This is a genomic window from Sulfurovum sp. (assembly GCF_041551015.1).
Classification (GTDB): Bacteria; Campylobacterota; Campylobacteria; order Campylobacterales; family Sulfurovaceae; genus Sulfurovum.
Genome location: NZ_JBFENQ010000175.1, coordinates 1 through 3,195, shown reverse-complemented (window position 1 = coordinate 3,195; position 3,195 = coordinate 1). Strand labels below are relative to the sequence as shown.

At 40.7% G+C, this 3,195-nt stretch carries 4 protein-coding genes and 1 pseudogene; 1 reads left to right on the top strand and 4 read right to left on the bottom strand.

Features of this window, described 5'->3' with window-relative positions; genetic code table 11:
• The 4 genes and pseudogenes from ABZC96_RS09310 to panB form a co-directional block, all read right to left on the bottom strand.
• Positions 1-271, bottom strand: a pseudogene (locus tag ABZC96_RS09310) (AI-2E family transporter); the annotation flags it as partial.
• Complete coding sequence (ruvB, locus tag ABZC96_RS09305; RefSeq protein WP_373030666.1) at positions 258-1,271, bottom strand: Holliday junction branch migration DNA helicase RuvB; 1,014 nt, start codon at positions 1,269-1,271, stop codon at positions 258-260. The gene ruvB and the pseudogene ABZC96_RS09310, both read right to left, overlap by 14 nt.
• Before the next feature lie 3 nt (positions 1,272-1,274).
• Positions 1,275-1,568 carry a BON domain-containing protein gene (locus tag ABZC96_RS09300; RefSeq protein WP_373030665.1) on the bottom strand — a complete coding sequence of 98 codons (294 nt, stop codon included), beginning with the start codon at positions 1,566-1,568 and terminating at the stop codon, positions 1,275-1,277.
• 13 nt (positions 1,569-1,581) lie between these two features.
• Positions 1,582-2,394 (bottom strand): 3-methyl-2-oxobutanoate hydroxymethyltransferase, encoded by an 813-nt coding sequence (panB, locus tag ABZC96_RS09295; protein WP_373030663.1) that lies wholly within the window; start codon positions 2,392-2,394, stop codon positions 1,582-1,584.
• Positions 2,395-2,563: 169 nt separating this feature from the next.
• Between panB and trpA the strand changes: the two genes are divergently transcribed.
• Positions 2,564-3,195, top strand: a 632-nt coding sequence (gene trpA / locus ABZC96_RS09290) for a tryptophan synthase subunit alpha (protein WP_373030661.1), incomplete at its 3' end; no start/stop codon positions are given.

The window sequence follows — 3,195 nt, the reverse complement described above, 5'->3', positions numbered from 1 at the left end:
CAACATCAAGTTGAGCGATATACCCTACTCCTGTGGTTGCCATATAGATAATAGGCGCAAAAAGTATCAAGATCAAAAGTGAAGAAGTAAAAATAGCACTCAACTTTCTGGAATTAAAATACTTGATCAACTTTTTTGTCAAGTTATAAGTGGCCATCGTAAGCAGCATCGCAACCACGATAGAGAGTAAAAATGGTTTATAAATACTATAGGCACCCATAAGTGAAAGTACAAAAAGTACCGTGATAGTTATACTTTTATTCGTTATCAAAAAGTCCGTCCTTCAACCCGCCAAGTTTAAAATGTTCATAACTTTTTTGTGTAGCTATACGACCACGTGCTGTTCTTTCAATATATCCGTTTGCTATAAGATAAGGTTCTAGAACATCTTCGATCGTACCTTCATCTTCACTTAGTGCTGCACCTATGGTACTAAGCCCCATAGGTTTGCTTTTCGCCGAGACAAGCAATTCTAAAAGTTGTATATCCTGTTCATCAAACCCTAAGTTATTGACACCCAATTCATCTAAAGCATATTGGGCTCTTTGTAATGTCACTTCTTCTTCATTAGCCACTTCAGAGAAGTCTCTGACACGTTTAAGTAGACGCAGTGCAATACGCGGTGTACCCCTGCTTCTACGTGCTATTTCAGAGGCAGCGTGTTCCTGTGCTGGTTTTTCAAGTTTCTTTGCAGCTTGTCCAACAATTTTAGCTAACTCAACAGGTGTATAGAATTGCATACGAAAATGCATACCAAAACGCTCTCTAAGAGGGTTGGAGAGCATCCCTGCTCTTGTAGTTGCCCCTATCAGTGTAAAACGCGGCAAGTCTATCTTCACTGTTTGTGCAGCAGGACCAGAACCGATTATGATGTCTAAACGAAAATCTTCCATAGCCGGATAGAGTATCTCTTCTATAGCTGGAGACATACGATGGATCTCATCAATAAAAAGAATATCCCCCTCTTCGATATTGGTCAGAAGTGCCGCCAAGTCTCCCGCTTTTTCTATCATCGGTGCAGCAGTGGTTTTAATATTTGCTCCCATCTCTGTGGAAATAATGTTTGCAATAGTCGTCTTACCCAAACCCGGAGGTCCAAAAAAGAGAATGTGATCTAACGCTTCTTCTCTTTTTTTACTCGCTTCTATAAATACTTTCAGATTCTTTTTGATCTTCTCTTGACCGATATACTCATCCCATGAACTAGGACGAAGGGTTACCTCATAAGAGATCTCTTCATCAAAACGTTCTATTTCAACCATACGTTCCATCTGTTACTTTACCACCAATTGATTGACTACTGTGCCTGAACCTTCGACGGAACGTGCCACTGAACTTGCTAAGAATTTTTGCTTTTGCGTATGTACCACACCAGATAAAATATTTTTACCATTTTGTGTATGTACTTGTATATTTGTATGACGTAATGCCTGTGTTGTTGCCAATTTATCTTCTATGTCAGAAGCAGAACCTGCTTTGGCCAGTGGACTGTGTACTGATCTGTTATCACTACAGCCACTTAAGTAGAATCCTGCAACCATACCCATAGCAAGCAAACCTTTAGTCATTTTATCGACTTTCTCAATAGGTATACTCATCACTAGGAAATTCTCTGGCCTTGACATCATTACGGTACGCTTCAAGACCTGCACGCACTTGCTTTGCTCCATCAAAATACTGCTTGACGAACTTCGGTTTAAAGGCTTCAAAGAACCCAAACATATCACTCCAGACAAGAACCTGTCCATCTGTGGTATTCCCCGCACCTATACCTATGGTCGGTACAGAGACTGCTTCGGTAATAGCTTTAGCCGCTTCTTCTTTCACCCCTTCAACCACAATGGCAAATGCACCCGCCGCTTCAAGTGCTTTTGCATCTTCAACCAATGCATCGATGTCAGCCTGGTCTTTCCCTCGTATTTTGTAACCACCTTCACTTCGTAAGAATTGCGGCATCAGCCCTATGTGTCCAAGGACAGCGATAGAGTTTTGTGTCAAAGCTTCAACAATATGCGCTCTCTCTTTTCCACCCTCAATCTTTACAGCTTGGGCGTTGGTTTCCTGGTAGGCTCTTGTTGCATTTTTGACTGCCACTTCAGGTGATGTATAGGTACCAAAAGGCATATCTAGTACGATAATCGGTAATGTTGCACCATTACACACCGCTTGTGTATGATAGATCATCTGATCCATAGTTGCAGAAAGTGTGTCTTCTTTTCCTAGAAAACTCATATTTAAACTGTCTCCAACGAGTATCATCTCTACTTCACCATCGAAAAGCTGTGCAAAAAGTGCATCATAGGCTGTCACCATGGTAATAGGCTCAACACCTTTCATCTTTGCAATGGTCGTTAAAGTTACTTTTTCTTCTATTCTGGGGGTGTGAATACTCATAATCTTCCTACATAATTAGGTATTTTCTGCACGGTTTTGCTTTGCTATAACCATTACAGTTCAGTCACTGAAGTGAAGAAACCTCTCTTCTCTTCTAAACGTGTCTCATTTTATCTAAAAAATGTATAATAACAAAAATATATTACATATTGTCATAAAAGAGCCCATATTGAAAAATTTAGTTGCATATATTACTACCGGTTTCCCTTCATTGGAATTTACAGTTGATGCTGCCTTGGCTTTAGCTGAAGCAGGTGTCGATACACTTGAACTAGGTATGCCTTTTTCTGACCCTGTTGCTGATGGTCCCGTCATCGAAAAAGCAAACCTGAAAGCCTTGGAAAACGGTTTTAAACTCAACCACCTGTTTGAAGCTTCTGCGAAGATAGCTCCGCACATAGATACCTTATGGATGGGGTACTTCAACCCTTTTTACCACAAAGGCTTAGATACTTTCATCACTGAAGCAAACAAAGCAGGCGTAAACGGTTTCATCATCCCCGATCTTCCTTTCGAAGAAGCAAAACCATATAAACCAGCTATAGAAGCTGCAGGGCTGAACCTCATAGACTTCATTGCTCCTACAGACTCTAAAGCGCGTATAGAGCAGATAGTTACAGATGCAAAAAAATTCATCTACCTTGTAGCCTATGCAGGTATCACCGGTTCAGGACAAAGTGAAGATCTACAGCCTATCATCGCAGATATCAAAGAGTTTACAGATACGCCTGTCTATGTAGGATTTGGTGTAGATCAGAATACTGCCAAAGATAAATCCAAAGGGGTAGATGGTGTTATCGT